This is a genomic window from Pseudomonas tremae, from assembly GCF_023278125.1.
In the GTDB taxonomy this organism is placed as follows: Bacteria; Pseudomonadota; Gammaproteobacteria; order Pseudomonadales; family Pseudomonadaceae; genus Aquipseudomonas; species Aquipseudomonas tremae.
The window spans coordinates 5,142,345-5,160,214 of the sequence record NZ_CP066270.1 but is presented as its reverse complement, the minus strand read 5'-3'; the positions used below and the strand labels follow the sequence as shown (position 1 = coordinate 5,160,214).

The window sequence follows — 17,870 nt, the reverse complement described above, 5'->3', positions numbered from 1 at the left end:
GCCTCAAGCAGACGCAATCAAAAGCTGCTTGCCGCACCCCATTATCACAAGTATCGCCTCGCTGCTTCTGCTTGCAGCCGAGGCTTGAGACTTGCAGCTCTATGAGGGAGCCTCTATGACGACTCAATCCGAATACGACTACATCATTATTGGTGCCGGCTCGGCCGGTAATACCCTGGCAGCCCGTCTTACCGAAGACGCTGGCGTCACTGTTCTGCTGCTGGAAGCCGGTGGCCCTGACTACCGTCTGGACTTCCGTACCCAGATGCCTGCCGCCCTGGCGTTCCCGTTGCAGGGCCGTCGTTACAACTGGGCGTACGAGACCGAGCCAGAGCCGCACATGGACAACCGCCGTATGGAATGCGGTCGCGGCAAGGGCCTTGGCGGCTCGTCGCTGATCAACGGCATGTGCTACATCCGCGGCAACGCAATGGACTACGATGGCTGGGCCAAAGAGCCAGGCCTCGAAGACTGGAGCTACCTCGATTGCCTGCCGTACTTCCGCAAGGCCGAAACCCGTGACATCGGGCCGAATGATTACCACGGCGGCGAAGGCCCCGTCAGCGTGACCACCCCTAAAGCGGGCAATAACCCACTGTTCCATGCGATGGTCGAGGCGGGCGTGCAGGCCGGTTTCCCGCGTACTGACGACCTCAACGGTTATCAGCAGGAAGGTTTTGGTCCGATGGACCGCACCGTGACCCCTAATGGTCGTCGCGCCAGTACCGCTCGTGGTTATCTGGACGAAGCGAAAAAGCGTGACACGCTGAGCATCGTCACCCACGCGCTGACCGACCGTATCCTGTTCGAAGGCAAGCGCGCCGTAGGTGTGGCTTATCTGGTAGGCGACAGCGACACATGCATTGAAGCCCGCGCCCGCAAGGAAGTGCTGTTGTGCGGTGGCGCGATTGCTTCGCCTCAGATCCTGCAACGTTCCGGTGTCGGCCCTGCGCAACTGCTGAACTCGCTGGATATCCCGGTGGTTCACGATCTGCCGGGCGTTGGCCAGAACCTGCAGGATCACCTGGAGATGTACCTGCAATACGCCTGCACCCAACCCGTATCGCTCTACCCTTCGCTGAAGTGGTGGAACCAGCCTGCGATCGGTGCGGAATGGATGTTCCTCGGCACTGGTATCGGCGCAAGCAATCAATTCGAAGCGGGCGGTTTCATTCGCTCCAGCGAAGCGTTCGAATGGCCGAACATTCAGTATCACTTCCTGCCGGTCGCGATTAACTACAACGGCACCAAGGGCGTTCAGGAGCATGGTTTTCAAGCGCACGTCGGCTCGATGCGTTCGCCAAGCCGTGGTCGCGTACACGTCAAGTCCAAGGACCCGCGCGAGTACCCGAGCATCCTGTTCAATTACATGGCATCGGATCAAGACTGGCAGGAATTTCGTGACGGCATCCGTCTGACACGCGAAATCATGCAGCAGCCAGCGCTCGACCCGTACCGTGGTCGTGAAATCAGCCCGGGTATCGACGTGCAGTCCGACGAGGCACTGGACCAGTTTGTGCGTGAGCATGCCGAAACGGCTTACCACCCATCCTGTTCCTGCAAGATGGGCACCGACGAGATGGCTGTTGTCGATGGCGATGGCCGTGTGCATGGCATGCAGAGCCTGCGCGTGGTCGACGCCTCGATCATGCCGATCATCACCACTGGCAACCTGAACGCACCGACCATCATGATCGCCGAGAAAATCGCCGACAAGATTCGTGGTCGTCAGCCTCTGCCTCGCAGCACCGCCGACTACTTCGTCGCAGGCGACAAGCCTGCTCGTGGTAAGCCACTGCGCGAGATCAGCCACCAGGGTTGATCCGCAAGCCTGTCGCTCCCGACCACCGCGAGCGACAGGCGCAGGCCGCTCGCTGTTCACGCTTGTGTGTGGGGCGATAAGCCTGAAGCTGCTCCCGTTACATCGCCCCGCCCCGCCAATTGGCGCAACCCCCACGCTTCTGTCACAATCGCGAATGATTCTCTTTAGTTAGATAGTTTCTATCGCGTTCCCTCTAGTCGCCAGCTCCAGACGCTCATCACAAGAGCGTTGCTACAGCGTGCGCAAGACCTGAGTCAGGACATATTCGTACGCCAGCCAGGTCGTTTTTTGCCTGTGGATCAATCATGAAAAGTCAAACCGTGCGTCGCTGGTCGGTCGTCCATACCTGGAGCAGCCTGATCTGCACCGTGTTCCTGCTGATGCTTGCCGTCACAGGCCTGCCGCTGATCTTTCATCATGAAATCGATCACCTGCTCGGTGATGCGCCGCAGTACAGGGAAATGTCGCCCGACACGCCGCATCTGGATCTGGAGCAACTGGCACGTGCGGCCGAAGCGCATCGGCCCGGTGAGGTGATGCAGTATTTTGGCTGGGATGACGAGGACCCCAATGGCGTGATGGCAATCACCGCTGCAACGGCGGGCACCGAACCCAATTCGTCCCACACCTTTGCGCTGGATGCGCGCACGGGCGAGGCACTGGAAATGCCGTCGGCCAATGGCGGCTTCATGATGGTCATGCTGCGTCTGCATGTGGACATGTATGCCGAACTGCCGGGCAAGCTGTTGCTGGCCTTCATGGGGCTGATGTTCGTGGTGGCGATTATTTCCGGGACGGTGCTGTACTCGCCGTTCATGCGCAAACTGGAGTTCGGCCAAGTGCGTGTCAACAAGTCCACCCGTACTCGCTGGCTGGATTTGCATAACCTGATCGGTGTCGTGACCCTGACGTGGGCGCTGGTGGTGGGGGTGACGGGGGTGATCAGCGCCTGCGCCGATCTGCTGATCGCCTCATGGCGCAACGATGCGCTGGCGACGATGATTGCCCCGTACAAGGATGCGCCGCCGCTGTCCTGGCGCGCTCCAGCGACGCGTTTGCTGGAGATCGCCGAATCTGCTGCGCCTGGCATGCAGGCCGACTTCATCGCGTTCCCCGGTACGCGGTTTTCCAGTGAGCATCATTACGCCGTATTTCTCAAAGGTAACACCCAACTGACTGCGCATCTTGCCACGCCGGTCCTGATAGACGCGCAGACCTTGCAGGTCACCGCAGTGGTCGAGCGCCCTTGGTACATGGACGCGCTGGGCATGTCGCAACCCCTGCATTTTGGCGACTATGGCGGCATGCCGATGAAGATTCTCTGGGCAGCGCTGGATGTGCTGACCATCATCGTACTGGGCAGCGGGGTTTACCTGTGGTGGGTCAGACGTCGTGCAGCCCGCTCGGCGAGCGCTGCCAGTGCGCAGGTGGCGCAATGAGCGCTCGACCCTCTCGGTTCTGGAAAACGTTCGCCATGCCGAGTGTGGTCGCATTGTTGACCGCAGCAGGGCTTTTCTCCGCGCTGCTGGGCGATGGCTGGTGGGACACACTGGCCTGGCTGGGGATGGGCAGCGCTGCGGCCTTCAGTGTTCGGGGTCTGTTGAGGCGGTGAAGTTAGGCGGCATTCCATGTCGATTGCGAACCTCCTGTACGCTGGCTAGTCTGGAAGCCTGTCTCATTCGAGGAACACCTATGTCAGCCCCCACGATGACGTTGTACTTCAACGCAGCTTCGCCCTTTGCTCGTAAAGTGATGGTGATGCTCCACGAAACCGGACAACTCGACAGTGTGCAGCTGCAGCCCACTGTGCTGACGCCAGTGAGCCCGTCGGCGGAACTCAATGATGACAACCCCGCAGGCAAGCTTCCGGCCTTGCGTCTGGCCGATGGCAATGTCATTCATGACAGCCGGGTCATTCTCGATTATCTGGACCATCAGCATGTCGGCATTGCGCTTATCCCTCGCGAAGGTTCGTCACGCTGGAGGCGCCTGACCCTCGCGTCGCTGGCCGATGCGGTGCTCGACGCTGCCGTATTGATTCGCTATGAAAGGGCTTTGCGCCCACAAGAAAAGCATTGGGACCAGTGGCTGGATAATCAGCAGCAGAAGATCGAGCGCTCGCTGAATTATTTCGAACGGGATGCAATGACCGAACTCAGCTCGTCTTTCGACGTTGCCTCGATCAGTGTGGCCGCCGCATTGGGTTATCTGGACTTTCGCCAGCCGGATTTGCTCTGGCGCAACACCTGCCCGAGGCTGGCGAGCTGGTATCTGGAGGTCAGCAAGCGTCCGTCGATGCTGGCAACCCAGCCGCCGGCGTGACTCGTACGCTGCCTTCAGAAGCGCTCGGCGTTACACGCACGGCCTGAACATCCCACACAATGGTTTTGTGTGAGAGATCACAAGCAATGTTGTTTTTGTGGGAGCGGACTCGTCCGCGAAGGCAATCGGTCAAACGACAAATGCCCAGAGAATATACCGACCCTATCCCAGACGCGTGACAAACAAGAGGTGTTCTGGCGAACACCTCTACAGCCTGGTGCGTATTAGCAATCAGGCTCGTCGGCGGTGTAGCGGCGCGCCGGGTTGACCGCCGCATCGAACTCGCGCAACGCCTTGGCACCGATCAGTAGCGGGAAGTTGAAATGGCTGCGATCCACCAGATTGACTTCGACCGTACGTTTCTTGTTGCCCAGGCACAGCTCCATATCCACGACCGGGCGCTTGGCTGCACTTGCAACGTCGTCATCTTCGTCATCGCCTTCGGCGCGACCCTTGATCTTGCTGATCCGGGACACCTTGTGCTCATACACCTTGTCGTCGGCGCCTTTGGTCGCCAGACGGAAGCGCACCCAGTCATCGCCATCACGCTTGAACAGTTCGATGTCCTTGGCCGACAGCGAAGCGGTGAGCGCGCCGGTGTCCATCTTGGCTTTGAAGGTCTGGCCTATCTCCAGAACCTTTATGTTTTCGTAACGGCCGTACAACGTGGGTTCAGCAGCCATGACCGGCAAAGCCAGCAGGGACAACAGCGCCAGGATCGGTTTCACGTAAAAGGTTCCTCGCAATGGGCTACGCCAGAATGGCGCCCGGTTTTAGACAGCGAACCGTGGGTTGGTTCGGCAGCATAAATGTAGACCCAGCCTACAGGCCAGCACGTGAAACATTTGTAACTGCCTGCCGGATTGGCGTAAAACGCGAGGGTCTTTATTATTGCCACCCCTGAACCCTCAAGAGTCTGCTATGCGCCGTCTGCTCACCGGCTGTTTCGTTACCTTACTCCTGCTGATCAACACCCTGGTGCTGATCGGCCCGCTTCTGGTTTTTGCCCTGCTCAAACTGCTATGCAGAGGCCGGATGCGTGATCGCTGCTCGAAAGCTGTCATGTGGATCGCCGAAACGTGGGCCGAAGTCGACAAACTCATTTTCGCCGCCTTCATCCCCACACAGTGGGACATACGCGGTGACCAGGGCCTTCGCAGCGATACGTCGTATCTGGTCATCAGCAACCACCAGTCTTGGGTGGACATTCCCGCGCTGATTCAGGCGTTTAACAGGCGCACGCCGTTCTTCAAGTTCTTCCTGAAAAAAGAGCTGATCTGGATACCGCTGCTGGGCCTGGCGTGGTGGGGGCTGGATTACCCGTTCATGAAGCGCTACAGCAAAGCTTTTCTGGCAAAGCACCCGGAACTCAAAGGCAAGGACCTGGAAATCACCAAGGCCGCCTGCGAGCTGTTCAAGCGGCAACCGGTGACTATCGTCAATTACCTGGAAGGCACGCGCTTTACGCCGGCCAAGCACGCTGCACAGTCGTCACCTTATGACTACCTGCTCAAGCCCAAGGCCGGTGGCGTCGCTTTTGTGCTGGCAGCGATGGGCGGACAGCTGGACGCCATCCTGGATGTCACCGTGGTGTACCCGGGCAAAGGCATTCCGGGTTTCTGGGACATGCTGTGCGGGCGTGTTTCCAAGGTGATCGTCGATATCAAGACCCGTGAGCTAGACCCCGCATTGTGGCAGGGAGACTATGAAAACGACCCGCTGTTTCGCGAAAAAGTGCAGGGCTGGGTCAATCAGCTCTGGGTTGAGAAAGATGCGCGTATTGCGGCGTTGCGACTGGAGTTGTCCGGGTACTGATATTTCTGACAGCTAGACGGGGCGCAGCAGGAGGATGAGAGTGGTCTTTGATTCTGCGAGAGGCCACTTTCATGTCATCGCCCGAAGTTTTACAACTTGGTTTATACCGTTACGACGCACTGGATCGGCTGGCGAGCGTTGTGCCAGCGGGTCAGGAAGTGGTCAGGCGATTCTATCTAGAAAACCGCCTGACTACAGCGATACAGGGTATTTCCCAGAATTGTATTGTTCAGGCAAAGCATCTTTTACTGGCAGTGCGCCGGGCAGAAGCAAACAGGGTTCTGTTCGATTTGCTCGCCACAGATCAAGCCAGCTCGGTGCTGCATAAGCTTGAGTCTAAACGACATCAGGCGTTTGCCTACAGTCCTTATGGCACGCGATCCTCGTCAACATCCTCAGCTGGCTTACCTGGTTTCAAGGGGAATACGATTGATCCGGTCACCGGCCATTATTTGCTGGGAAACGGAGCACGCGCATTCAGCCCCACGCTGATGCGCTTCAACAGTCCGGATACGCTGAGTCCATTTAAAGCGGGAGGGTTGAACAGCTACGCCTACTGCATTGGGGACCCTGTGAACTATAGCGATCCGACTGGGCACATCCCTGTCTCGGGTTTTTTTGCAATGGCGTTTACGCACGCCAAACGTCTTCGAGTACTTGGGTCATTGAATATCAATATAGGCGAAGTGATAGGGGCTGCTCGTCAGGCTATGACTAAAAATCCTGGTTTTTCAGGGAACATGACGGGGGCAAGAAAGTATCTCGATGACGGCCTTAATGAGCTTGATAAGAAGAACTCTTTCATTAGTAAACTGGATTTCGTCAATAAAAACCTTGCCAGCTATGGTGATAATAGCCTTTCAAAGCCACAGGCCAAGCGCTATCTGCAACTGGCACACAGCGTAAATGCCGGAGACATGAGCAATGCTGGAGCTCACGCAGCGGCGGCTGCGACTTGGGTACCGCAAATTCTTGATCCACGCACCCGCTCGAACGGTATCGTAGGCGCGGTTTTCAATGTTTTTGGCGCTTTTGGCGAGGGAGTGAACGATCACGGACTGTTGAAAAGAGGATTGGCATTATCCAACAGCCCGCCCCGCATGGCCCGAAATATCAGATCAGCTCCCCGCACCCCATAACCCGCTCAAGCTCTGCAACGCCGAACCGCTGGCACCTTGCTGCCCGAGGTATTGAAGAATCAGCGGGGCAAACTGGCTGACCATGCTGCTGTCCATGCCCAGTGCCTTGAAGGCAGTGTTCACGTCGCCCATGTTCTGCACATTGCCCAGCGCGCTGTTGAGCATCGAGTTGTTACCGGACTTTCCACCGAGCAGGCTGCCCAGCCCGTTTGCGCCGCCCAGACTCTCAAGCGCCGACGTTCCGGACAATTGCTCCAGTCCAGGGACCGATTTGCTCAATTGCGAGTAATCAGCGCCGGTCAGCTTGTTCTTGGCCAGCCCCAACAATGCGCCCGTCCCGCCGACAGCTTGCTCAGGTGTGACATTCAATTGGCTACCCAGCATATTGAGCAAGCCAGCCGCTTCGGGTGCCGCCGTGGCATTCTGATTGCCATTCGTGGCATTGGCGACCGCATTCGCGGCGTCATTCAGATTGAAGGCAAACGCCGGGCTTGCCGCGATCGCCATCAACGTTACCAAAGCCATACCACGTGCAGTTTTCATCGGGTCACCCTTATCAACCTGAACCGCTCGTGAGTGAGCGGTAAGCAGACGATTTGACTGGAGGAACCGGGGCTTGTTCCCAAGACGCCGAAGACAGCCAGTTATTTCATGCGGTCGGAACCGACTCAGGCAGGCGAGGATACGGGCCTAGCATTTCTGCCAGCTTTGCAGCTAGAGATAAGACGCCCAGAATCAGTAGTAATCATTGATCTCCGTGGGTGACTCTTATGCCTTCTGCCCGTCTTGTCGTGCTCTGCACGTACAGTTATGACGCAACTGACCGCTTGGCCAGCTGCTCGCCCGCAGTGCAGGGCGACAACCGGTTTTTCTATCAGAAGAATCGTCTGGCGGCGCAAATCCAGGGACAGATCCAGCATACGCTTCTGCGTACGGACGAGTATTTGCTGGCGCAGCGACGGACGGAAAACAACCTGAGCGATTGCGCATTGCTGGCGACGGATCAACAGCTGTCCGTGATTGCTGCTCAGGGCGTGGCGTTTGCTTACACGCCTTATGGGCAACGTCACCCTTCAGCAGGGCCTATGAACCTGCCTGGCTTTGCAGGCCAGCGGGTGATCCGGTGACGGGTCACTATTTGCTGGGGAATGGGTATAGGGCGTTCAATCCGGTATTGATGAGGTTTAATAGTCCGGACAGTCTGAGCCCGTTTGGCGAGGGTGGGTTGAATGCTTATGCGTATTGCGGTGGGGATCCGGTTAATCGGGTTGATTCAAGTGGGCATATGTTCAGTCGACTTAGAAGGCCTAGAAGCCAAGCATTAAGTTCAGCCCCAGCCCCAGCCCCAGCCACTGCGCGAAGTAGGCAGGGTACTATGAAAGCGAGACTTGATGAACCACCGACATATGAAGCTGCAACAACGGAAAATCGGGATGCAAATTGGCATGAATATGTAGGATTAAAGTTTGAAGTAAAGTACGTAGAGGAAAAAGTACGAACACTGAAAGCGCAGGGTATTACTCCATCTCCCGAGTACCTGCGTAGGCAAAGTCGCCTTAAGGGCCAGTTGTCTAGTGCCGAAAGCGCTTTGGAGTTGGCCGCGCCGCCTAGTTACGATTATGTTCAATCCACAGCCACGCCCCGTGCCCGCCTCAGCCTCAGCCCTGCTTTGGTCAGAGTGAACAAAGAAAACCGAAGACAGCGGGATCGCGGCGTGTGGGATTAATGAAGCTCAGTTATTAGTGTTAAAAGTGAGGTGTTGGACAAACCTACACCCCACCAAACAACCCATGCGGATCAATCACAAATTTCTTCGGCACGCCCGAATCGAACTCCCCATAACCACGTGGTGCGTCATCCAGGCTGATCACTTCGACACCGACGACATCGGCGATCTTGATGCGGTCCCACATGATCGCCTGCATCAATTGGCGGTTGTATTTCATGACCGGGGTCTGGCCGGTATGGAAGCTGTGGGATTTGGCCCAGCCCAGGCCTAACCGAATGCTCAGGCTGCCCATTTTTGCTGCGGCGTCCACGGCACCTGGGTCTTCGGTCACGTACAGGCCGGGAATGCCGATCTTGCCTGCTACTCTTACCACGCCCATCAACGAGTTCAGAACCGTGGCGGGTGCTTCAGCCTGTGCGCCTGCATGACCGTGACCACGTGCCTCGAAGCCTACTGCGTCGATGGCGCAATCCACTTCGGGTTCGCCCAGCAGGGCGGCGATCTGCTCGTGCAGAGGCGTGTCCTGAGACAGGTCGGCAATCTCGAAGCCCTGAGCCTTGGCGTGGATCAGACGGGTCGGGTTGACGTCGCCAACGATCACCACCGCAGCACCCAGCAGGCGCGCGGAAGCAGCAGCGGCAAGGCCGACCGGGCCAGCGCCTGCGACGTATACCGTGCTGCCAGGGCCCACACCAGCGGTCACTGCGCCATGATAGCCGGTGGGCAGGATGTCGGACAGGCAGGTCAGGTCGCGAATCTTCTCCATCGCTGCATCGCGGTCCGGGAGTTTGAGCAGGTTGAAGTCTGCATAAGGCACCAGAACGTACTCGGCCTGACCGCCGACCCAGTCGCCCATGTCGACATAACCGTAAGCGCCACCGGGGCGGGCAGGGTTGACTGTCAGGCAGACGCCGGTGTTCTGCTCCTTGCAACTGCGGCAGCGGCCGCACGCCACGTTGAAAGGAACGGAAACCAGGTCACCGACATTGAGGTGCTCAACGTCGCGTCCGGCTTCCAGCACTTCGCCGGTGATTTCATGGCCTAGCACCAGCCCGGTCTGCGCTGTCGTGCGACCGCGAACCATGTGCTGATCAGAGCCGCAGATATTGGTGGAGATCACACGCAGAATGACGCCGTGCTCGATGCGTTTGCCGCGTGGGTCTTCCATTTTCGGGAAGGGGATGGACTGCACCTCGACCTTGCCAGCGCCGAGATAAACTACACCGCGATTACCAGACATACATGTCGCCTCGCTTTTATTGTGGTGAAAGAGGGAAAAACAGTTGCAGCTACAAAACCACCGTCCTGTTGGCGTTGAGGAATACTCGCCGTTCGATGTGATAACCCACCGCGCGCGCCAGCGTCAGCCCTTCGATGTCTCGGCCCTTGGCGATCAGGTCTTCGGAGTAATGGCTGTGATCGACCACTTCCACCCCTTGGGCAATGATCGGGCCTTCGTCCAGATCGTTGTTGATGTAATGCGCGGTCGCACCGACCAGTTTCACGCCCTTGTTATAGGCCTGATGGTAAGGCTTGGCGCCTTTGAAACCTGGCAGCAACGAGTGATGAATATTGATCGCCTTGCCGTCCAGCTTGCGACACAGGTCAGGTGACAGCACCTGCATGTAGCGGGCGAGAATTACCAGCTCTGCGCCGGACTCCTCGATCACGCCCCAGACCTTGGCTTCCTGTGCAGGTTTGTCGTTCGGGTCCAGAGGGAAATGGTAGTACGGAATTCCGTGCCAGCCAGCCAACGGTTCAAGATCAGGGTGATTGGACACCACAGCGACCACGTCCATTGAAAGCTGATTGATACGCTGGCGGTAGAGCAGATCATTGAGACAGTGATCTGCTTTCGAGACCATGATCACCACCTTTGGCCGATAGTTGGGCGCAGTCAGCTCGAAGATCATGCCGAACGCTTCGCCCCGTTTGCTCAATCCTGCCTTGAACGCCTGTACGTCGAATGCTTCGGGCTGACGAAACTCCACGCGAATGAAGAATCGCCCGGACAGGCGATCATCGAACGAGTGGTGCTCTGTCACGTAGCAGCCCTGCTCAAAGAGAAAGCGGGTCACCGCGTCCACCGTGCCCAGTACGCTGGGGCAATCGGCGGTCAAAATCCATGTGTCTGGGGCGCGGCTCATTCAATCAGTGCTCCTGAATATTCGTTGTCCACAAACCGACAGGCAATCGTGCAAAACCGCACGTTCAGGCCTGGACGCTTTGCGTCCCTTGATTCTCGTTCCCATGCTCCGCGTGGTAATGCATTTTGTGGCGCTGTGCGTCACGAACTGCATGCCAAGGCGGAGCATTGGCATAATGGTCATCTCAAGACTTGTGTGTAGCCATGAGCGCGAAAGCCGATGAGGTTTCAGCACGGTTTCTCGTGCTGATCATGCCTGAATGCTCAGCCCATACTCGGCGCTCGCATCCTGCAGCCACAGCCAACAGTAATCCGCGAAGCTGCGGCGGATCAGCAGTTCCCAGGTTTCTTCACCGGTACGCCGGATGACCAGTTGCGATTTGGCGAACACCGTGCCGACTGCCTTGCCCACCGGGAAGTTGTCCGGGTGTACGTCGTAGCTGGTGGACTTCATCAGAACCTGTCTAACCTTCGGGCCGGTCAGTTCAAGGATCGACTGGCCACCGCTGACATTGACGATGGAAATATGCAGGCCAGCCAGCGCCTCTCGCAGCTTCTGCTCTGCTGCGAGCTCTTCGCCGCTGGGCACGATCAGCAGCCACTCGTCCGGCCCCAGCCATTGCAATGAGCTTTCACCGCTGGTTACCAGCATCAGTGCCGCTGGCAGTTCCATGCCCAGCGCCTTGTGTACGCCAGCGGCGAAGGCCGGATCATGCGCATCGCCGCGAACGGTAAGGTGGCCCAATAGCTTCTTTTCGCGCAGGAACACACCGGGGTTGGCGCGCCCTTTGCCTATCAGGCTGTCGAGGTTTGCATGAAACAGTGGCGACTCGGCTTTGACGTCGGTGGTCGGGCGTTGCTGGTAAACGTTCGCTGTGGTCATGAGTTACCTGCCTTGAATTCTGCTTGCTGCGGTTGATCGGCGCACCACGTTTCATTCGACATTCTGCTGCTCGCCCTTAGGGTCGAAGAACACCGAAGAAACGATCTCGGCTTCGATCACGCTGCCGTCTGCCAGCGGCGCGAACACTCGCTCGCCCATGCGGCTCAGGCCGCCCTTGACCACGCCCATCGCAAACGAGTAGCCCAGCGAGTTGTGCGCGTAACTGGAGGTCACGTGGCCAACCATGCTCATCGGGATTGTCTGCTTGGTGTCGAACACCAGTTGCGCGCCTTCCGGCAGCCACTTGGTCGGGTCGACGGGTTTGAGGCCAACCAGTTGCTTGCGCTGCTCACGCACGCAGTCTTCGCGATTCATGCCGCGCCAGCCGATCCAGGAAAACGGTTTGGTCCTGCCGACACACCAGCCCATGTTCAGGTCGTCCGGCGTCATCGAGCCATCGGTGTCCTGACCGACGATGATGAAACCTTTCTCGGCCCGCAATACGTGCATGGTTTCGGTGCCGTAAGGCGTCAGGTTGTACTGCTTGCCTGCTTCGGCGATCTTTTCCAGAACACCCATCGCGTAATCGGCCTGAATGTTGACTTCGTACGACAGCTCGCCTGTGAACGAGATGCGGAACACCCGCGCCGGCACACCTGCGACCAGGCCTTCCTTCCAGGTCATGAACGGGAACGCTTCACGGCCCAGATCGATATCGGTGACTTCGCTCAGCAGGTTGCGGCTGTTGGGGCCGGACAGCGTCAGGGTCGCCCAGTGATCGGTCACGGAGGTGAAGTACACCTTCAGGTCCGGCCATTCGGTTTGCTGATAGATTTCCAGCCATTGCAGGACGCGCGCAGCACCGCCTGTGGTAGTGGTCATCAGGAAATGGTTGTCGGCGAGGCAGGCGGTCACGCCGTCGTCGAAGACCATGCCGTCTTCCTTGCACATCAGGCCATAACGCGCCTTGCCTACATCCAGCTTGGTCCAGGCGTTGGTGTAGATGCGGTTGAGAAACTCGCGTGCATCCGGGCCTTGAATGTCGATCTTGCCCAGGGTCGATGCGTCCAGCAGGCCGACGCTGTCACGCACAGCCTTGCATTCGCGGGCAACAGCGGCGTGCAGGTCTTCACCGTTCTTCGGGAAGTACCAAGGGCGTTTCCACTGACCCACGTCCTCGAACTCCGCACCATTTCTGACGTGCCACGCGTGCAGTGCAGTGAAACGCACCGGCTCGAAAATATGTTTGCAGTGTCGCCCCGCGATAGCGCCGAATGTTACCGGCGTGTAGTTGGGGCGAAACATGGTCGTGCCCATTTCCGGGATCGACACGCTAAGCGAGCGAGCAGCGATGGCCAGGCCGTTGACGTTGCCCAGCTTGCCCTGGTCGGTGCCGAAGCCCAGCGCGGTGTAGCGTTTGACGTGCTCGACCGACTCGAAACCCTCGCGGGTTGCGAGTTCGATGGCAGCGGCGGTCACGTCGTTTTGAAAATCGACGAATTGCTTGGGTGCTCGCGCAGTGCCTTTTTCATGTGGCACCTGAAACAACGCCAGCGTCGGTTCTTCGGCACGGCTGAGGGCTTTGGGCATCACGCCCTCGACAACCTTGAAACCTGCTTCGCTGGCAGCGCGAACGCCGCCTTCAAAGCCATCTGCCAGGCTGTCAGCCAGACTGTAGACACCATTCACACCGCCCACGCAGATGCGTTTCTGTGGTGCTTCGCCGGGTACGAAGCCGAGGATGTCCTCGCGCCAGAACGGTTTGCCACCCAAGTGCGAGGCCAGATGCACGATCGGGCTGTAGCCGCCCGAACTGGCGACCAGATCGCAATCAAGCCATTCGCCAGGGCTGGTGACGCTGTGCGCCTTGACGTCGATGGCCGCAACACGCGCAGCGGTAACATGTTTACTGCCGCGTGCTTCGATCACCGCGCTGCCGGTCAGGATGCGAACGCCTTTGGCCCGCGCTTCTTCCACCAGCGGGCCGCGGGGATTGTGCCGCGCATCGGCAATGGCGACCACCTGCAGGCTGGCGTCGAGCCAGTCCAGTGCCACGCGGTAGGCGTGATCGTTGTTGGTGGACAGCACGAGTTTTTTACCCGGCGCCACGCCGTAGCGACGAACGTATGTCGAAACCGCGCCGGCCAGCATGTTGCCCGGCACATCGTTGTTGCCATAGACCAATGGCCGCTCATGAGTACCGGCGGCCAGTACCACGCGTTTGGCACGCACGCGATGCATACGCTGGCGAACCATGCCGATGGGCGCGCGATCACCGAGGTGATCGGTCAGGCGCTCGTGAATGGTCAGGAAGTTGTGGTCGTGATAGCCGTTGACTGTGGCGCGGGGCAGCAGCGTCACGTTGCGCAGGCTTTTCAGCTCGGCAACCACGCCTGTCACCCATTCTGCGGCCGGTTTGCCATCCAGGCTTTCACGGCTGTCGAGCAGGCTGCCGCCAAACTCTTCCTGCTCGTCGGCAAGAATCACCCGGGCGCCGCTGCGACCTGCTGCCAGCGCAGCCGCCAGACCGGCAGGGCCTGCGCCAACGATCAGCACGTCGCAGTGCTGGTTCATCGCGTCGTAGCTATCCGGGTCGTTCTCGGTCGGCGAGCGGCCCAGGCCTGCAGCCTTGCGGATGTACTTTTCGTACGTCATCCAGAACGACTGCGGATACATGAAGGTTTTGTAGTAGAAACCCGGCGGCATCAGCTTGCCGCCGACTTTGCCCAGAATGCCCATCAGGTCGGTGTTTACGTTCGGCCAGCCGTTGGTGCTGGTCGCTACCAGGCCGGAATAGAGCGCTTGCTGAGTGGCACGCACGTTGGGGATCTGCGTTGCTTCGGTCGCGCCGATCTGCAACACGGCGTTGGGTTCTTCCGAACCCGCCGCGAAGATCCCGCGTGGCCGGGAATACTTGAAGCTGCGACCGATGATGTCGACGCCATTGGCCAGCAGAGCAGAAGCCAGCGAGTCGCCTTCAAAGCCCTGATAGGTCTGGCCGTTGAAGGTGAAGTTGAGCACCTTACTGCGATTGATGCGACCGCCATTGGGTAAACGATGGGTCTGGCTCATACCTTGTCTCCCTGATCCGTGAACTGCGGCTTCGTACCAATCGGATAGGTTTCGAGAATCTCGTAGGTCACCGTGTTACGCGTCATGTTGAAGTACTGGCGGCAACCGGCGGCGTGAATCCACAACTCGTGATGGAGGCCACGCGGGTTGTCGCGGAAGAACATGTAGTCGCCCCACTGCTCATCGGTGCAGGCTGCGGGGTCCAGCGGGCGCGGGATGTGCGCCTGACCGGCGGGATGGAATTCCTCTTCGGAGCGCAGTTCGCCACAGTGAGGACAGAAGATATAAAGCATGGACGGGTTCTCCTGTTAGTGGGCGACGGCTGCTGCGCCGTGCTCGTCGATGAGTGCGCCGTTGTGGAAACGGTCGATGGAGAACGGCTTGGCCAACGGGTGCATTTCGCCTTTCGCCAGGCTGGCCGCAAACACATTGCCCGAGCCGGGCGTGGCCTTGAAACCGCCGGTGCCCCAACCGCAGTTGAAGAACATGTTCGGTACGGGCGTCTTGGAAATGATCGGGCAGGCGTCTGGTGTGGTGTCGACGATGCCGCCCCATTGGCGGTTCATGCGCACGCGGGACAGGACTGGGAACATCTCGACGATCGCCTGAACCGTGTGTTCGATCACCGGGTACGAGCCGCGCTGGCCATAACCGACCCAACTGTCGATGCCGGCGCCGATCACCAGGTCGCCCTTGTCGGACTGGCTGATGTAACCGTGTACGGCGTTAGACATGATGACGCTGTCGATAATCGGCTTGATCGCTTCGGAGACCAGTGCCTGCAACGGGTGTGATTCGATTGGCAGACGGAAGCCTGCGAGCTTTGCCATGTGCCCCGAGTTACCGGCCGTCACGACGCCGACACGTTTGGCACCAATGAAGCCCTTGTTGGTTTCGACGCCGACACACACGCCGTTTTCCTTGCGAAAGCCGATGACTTCAGTCTGCTGGATCAGGTCCACACCCAAGGCGTCGGCAGCACGCGCAAAGCCCCAGGCCACCGCGTCGTGTCGGGCCACGCCGCCACGGCGTTGAACCGTTGCGCCGATGATGGGGTAGCGGGTGTTGTTCGAGCAGTCCAGGTACGGAATTTCCTCAGCGACCTGCTTGCCGTTGAGCAACTCGCCGTCCACACCGTTGAGGCGGTTGGCGCTGACGCGGCGCTCCGAGTCGCGCATGTCCTGCAGGGTGTGACACAGGTTGTAGACACCGCGCTGAGAGAACATGACGTTGTAGTTCAGGTCTTGAGACAGTCCTTCCCACAGCTTCATTGCGTGCTCATAAAGATGAGCCGACTCGTCCCACAGGTAGTTGGAGCGCACGATGGTCGTGTTGCGAGCCGTGTTGCCGCCGCCCAGCCAGCCTTTCTCGACCACCGCTACGTTGGTAATGCCGTGCTCTTTGGCCAGGTAGTAAGCCGTCGCCAGACCATGACCGCCACCGCCGACGATGACCACGTCGTAGACTTTTTTCGGCGTCGGCGTGCGCCACATGCGCTGCCAGTTTTCGTGATGGCTGAGGGAATGCTTGAGAAGGCCGAAGCCTGAGTAATGCTGCATGTGAGGCTACTCCTGACTCAGCGATAAACCGGGAATTCGGTGCACAGGGTTGCGACCTGACTGGCGACGTTGGCCTCGACATCGGCGTCGCCGAGGTTGTCGAGGATGTCGCAGATCCAGCCTGCCAGTTCGATGCACTGGGTCACCTTGAAGCCGCGGGTGGTGACGGCCGGTGTGCCGATGCGCAGGCCCGAGGTCACGAAGGGCGACTGTGGGTCGTTGGGCACAGAGTTCTTGTTGACGGTGATGTGCGCACGACCCAGCGCAGCGTCGGCGTCCTTGCCGGTCAGGCCCTGACGGATCAGGCTGACCAGAAACAGGTGGTTGTCGGTGCCACCGGAAACCACGTCGAAGCCACGTTCGATGAATACCTGTGCCATTGCTTGTGCGTTGTCGATGACCTGTTGCTGATAAGCCTTGAAGCCGGGCTCCATAGCCTCCTTGAAACACACTGCCTTGGCGGCGATTACGTGCATCAGCGGGCCACCCTGACCACCGGGGAAGACGGCGGAATTGAATTTCTTCTCCAGCTCTTCGTTGGCCTTGGCCAGAATCAGGCCGCCGCGTGGGCCGCGCAGGGTCTTGTGCGTGGTGGTGGTGACCACATCGGCATAGGGCAGCGGGTTTGGATAAAGCCCTGCGGCGACCAGCCCTGCGACGTGGGCCATGTCGACGAACAGGTAAGCGCCCACCTTGTCGGCGATTGCGCGGAAACGCGGGAAATCGAGCGTTTTTGAATAGGCCGAGAAACCGGCAATGATCATTTTCGGCTGGCTTTCGACGGCGATGCGCTCGACCTCGTCGTAATCGATCAGCCCTGTCGTGGTGTCGATGCCGTACTGCACGGCATTATAGAGTTTGCCCGAAAAGCTGACCTTGGCGCCGTGGGTCAGGTGACCGCCGTGCGCCAGGCTCATGCCCAGTACGGTGTCGCCCGCCTGAAGCAGCGCCAGATAGACCGCAGCGTTGGCCTGGCTGCCGGAGTGCGGCTGCACATTCGCGTAGTCGGCACCAAACAACTGCTTGGCGCGCTCGATGGCCAGTTGCTCGACCTTGTCGACATGCTCGCAACCGCCGTAGTAACGCTTGCCGGGATAACCTTCGGCGTATTTGTTGGTTAGGCCGCTGCCCTGAGCCTGCATAACGCGTTTGCTGGTGTAGTTCTCCGAGGCGATCAGCTCGATATGGTCTTCCTGACGCTGCTCTTCGGCATTCATCGCCGACAGCAGTGCATCGTCATAACCCTGAATCTGGTCTTGCTTGCTGAACATCGCGGATCTCCCAGCGGCGGCACGGCGCCTGACTTGTCGTTAGGGCCGAACAGAGCCCTCTGAGAGCGATGGTAGGGCCGTACAGATGTCGTCAAATGCCTATGGACGCCAC

15 protein-coding genes and 1 pseudogene are annotated in these 17,870 nt (G+C 58.9%); 7 read left to right on the top strand and 9 right to left on the bottom strand.

Features of this window, described 5'->3' with window-relative positions:
- Positions 1-115: 115 nt before the first annotated feature.
- The 4 genes from betA (at position 116) to I9H09_RS23210 (ending at position 4,144) form a co-directional block, all read left to right on the top strand.
- Positions 116-1,822, top strand: coding sequence for a choline dehydrogenase (betA, locus tag I9H09_RS23225; protein ID WP_122346864.1), 1,707 nt, complete (start codon positions 116-118; stop codon positions 1,820-1,822).
- A 305-nt stretch (positions 1,823-2,127) separates the two neighbouring features.
- The gene (locus I9H09_RS23220; RefSeq protein WP_122346863.1) at positions 2,128-3,261 is read left to right on the top strand and encodes a PepSY-associated TM helix domain-containing protein; all 1,134 of its coding nucleotides are present in this window, start codon (positions 2,128-2,130) and stop codon (positions 3,259-3,261) included.
- On the top strand, positions 3,258-3,434 hold the full coding sequence (locus I9H09_RS23215; protein ID WP_122325120.1) for a hypothetical protein: 177 nt from the start codon (positions 3,258-3,260) through the stop codon (positions 3,432-3,434). The genes I9H09_RS23220 and I9H09_RS23215 overlap by 4 nt, the downstream gene beginning before the upstream one ends.
- An 80-nt stretch (positions 3,435-3,514) precedes the next feature.
- A complete protein-coding gene (locus I9H09_RS23210) occupies positions 3,515-4,144 on the top strand; it encodes a glutathione S-transferase family protein (protein ID WP_122325121.1) in 630 nt (209 codons plus the stop codon).
- Positions 4,145-4,368: 224 nt separating this feature from the next.
- Here I9H09_RS23210 and rloA2 read toward each other — a convergent pair whose 3' ends face one another.
- Positions 4,369-4,872: a retropepsin-like aspartic peptidase RloA2 gene (gene rloA2 / locus I9H09_RS23205; RefSeq protein ID WP_005896400.1), complete on the bottom strand. Its 504-nt coding sequence runs from the start codon at positions 4,870-4,872 to the stop codon at positions 4,369-4,371.
- A 193-nt stretch (positions 4,873-5,065) separates the two neighbouring features.
- On the opposite strand from rloA2, the gene yihG reads away from it, so the two are divergent.
- Entirely contained in the window at positions 5,066-5,959 is an 894-nt protein-coding gene (gene yihG, locus I9H09_RS23200; RefSeq protein ID WP_122346862.1) for a 1-acylglycerol-3-phosphate O-acyltransferase, YihG family, read from the top strand.
- 71 nt (positions 5,960-6,030) lie between these two features.
- A complete protein-coding gene (locus I9H09_RS23195) occupies positions 6,031-7,098 on the top strand; it encodes an RHS repeat-associated core domain-containing protein (protein ID WP_122325127.1) in 1,068 nt (355 codons plus the stop codon).
- Here the strand turns inward: I9H09_RS23195 and I9H09_RS23190 are convergent.
- A complete protein-coding gene (locus I9H09_RS23190) occupies positions 7,078-7,641 on the bottom strand; it encodes a DUF2780 domain-containing protein (protein ID WP_236502246.1) in 564 nt (187 codons plus the stop codon). The two genes, I9H09_RS23195 and I9H09_RS23190, sit on opposite strands and share 21 nt — an antisense overlap.
- 227 nt (positions 7,642-7,868) lie before the next feature.
- Between I9H09_RS23190 and I9H09_RS23185 the strand changes: the two are divergent.
- A pseudogene (locus I9H09_RS23185) lies at positions 7,869-8,824 on the top strand (RHS repeat-associated core domain-containing protein).
- Between the two features lie 43 nt (positions 8,825-8,867).
- Here the strand turns inward: I9H09_RS23185 and fdhA are convergent.
- From fdhA to glyA, 7 genes are all read right to left on the bottom strand, one after another.
- Positions 8,868-10,067 carry a formaldehyde dehydrogenase, glutathione-independent gene (fdhA, locus tag I9H09_RS23180; RefSeq protein WP_024670526.1) on the bottom strand — a complete coding sequence of 400 codons (1,200 nt, stop codon included), beginning with the start codon at positions 10,065-10,067 and terminating at the stop codon, positions 8,868-8,870.
- A gap of 49 nt (positions 10,068-10,116) precedes the next feature.
- Entirely contained in the window at positions 10,117-10,974 is an 858-nt protein-coding gene (purU, locus tag I9H09_RS23175) for a formyltetrahydrofolate deformylase (RefSeq protein ID WP_122346861.1), read from the bottom strand.
- Between the two features lie 249 nt (positions 10,975-11,223).
- Positions 11,224-11,856 (bottom strand): sarcosine oxidase subunit gamma, encoded by a 633-nt coding sequence (locus tag I9H09_RS23170; RefSeq protein WP_122325124.1) that lies wholly within the window; start codon positions 11,854-11,856, stop codon positions 11,224-11,226.
- A 51-nt stretch (positions 11,857-11,907) separates the two neighbouring features.
- Positions 11,908-14,928, bottom strand: coding sequence for a sarcosine oxidase subunit alpha (locus I9H09_RS23165; protein WP_122347775.1), 3,021 nt, complete (start codon positions 14,926-14,928; stop codon positions 11,908-11,910).
- Positions 14,925-15,221 (bottom strand): sarcosine oxidase subunit delta, encoded by a 297-nt coding sequence (locus tag I9H09_RS23160; protein WP_122325126.1) that lies wholly within the window; start codon positions 15,219-15,221, stop codon positions 14,925-14,927. Before I9H09_RS23160 ends, I9H09_RS23165 begins: the two co-directional genes overlap by 4 nt.
- Positions 15,222-15,236: 15 nt before the next feature.
- Positions 15,237-16,487, bottom strand: coding sequence for a sarcosine oxidase subunit beta family protein (locus tag I9H09_RS23155; protein WP_236502245.1), 1,251 nt, complete (start codon positions 16,485-16,487; stop codon positions 15,237-15,239).
- Between the two features lie 17 nt (positions 16,488-16,504).
- A complete protein-coding gene (glyA, locus tag I9H09_RS23150; protein ID WP_024691240.1) occupies positions 16,505-17,758 on the bottom strand; it encodes a serine hydroxymethyltransferase in 1,254 nt (417 codons plus the stop codon).
- Positions 17,759-17,870 lie beyond the last annotated feature (112 nt).